General features: G+C 46.4%; 1 protein-coding gene. It reads left to right on the top strand.

From position 1 onward, the window contains the following. The coding region (locus HMPREF0650_RS05965; protein ID WP_004349160.1) for an IS256 family transposase, variant Zn-binding type at nucleotides 1–522 on the top strand (522 nt) is incomplete at both ends.

Consider the following 522-nt stretch of genomic DNA (forward strand, 5'->3'; position numbering starts at 1 on the left):
AGTATTGAGAAGCGTGGATATGTCATACGCGGTCTAATCATTGACGGGAAAAAGAGCCTCTTCAAGTCTTTCTCCGAGTATCATGTACAGATGTGCCAGTTCCACATGAAGCAGATTGTCAGAAGGTATCTTACGCAGAATCCAAGAATGCTGGCCAGCCGGGATTTAAAGGCTCTTGTGGACAGGCTGCATCGAATCCACGAGGCTGATTTCAGGAGCGAATATCAAGCATGGAAGGAAAAGTGGAAGGGTACGATAGGACACCGCAGCCTGCACAAGGACGGCAGGCTGCATTATACGCACCGACGGTTGAGGTCAGCCATGAACAGCCTTGATTTCTACTTGCCTTATCTCTTTACCTGTCAGCGGGAGGAATGCTGGGGAATGCCCAATACTAACAACAAGATTGAGGGAACATTCACTGACCTGAAGAAAAACTTGAACAATCATAGCGGACTTACACAAGAGAATCGCAAAAGGTTCATCAATGGGTTTTTCTTGGCATTGATAGAAACTCAAAGT

The organism is Hoylesella buccalis ATCC 35310 (assembly GCF_000177075.1).
Taxonomy (GTDB): Bacteria; Bacteroidota; Bacteroidia; order Bacteroidales; family Bacteroidaceae; genus Prevotella; species Prevotella buccalis.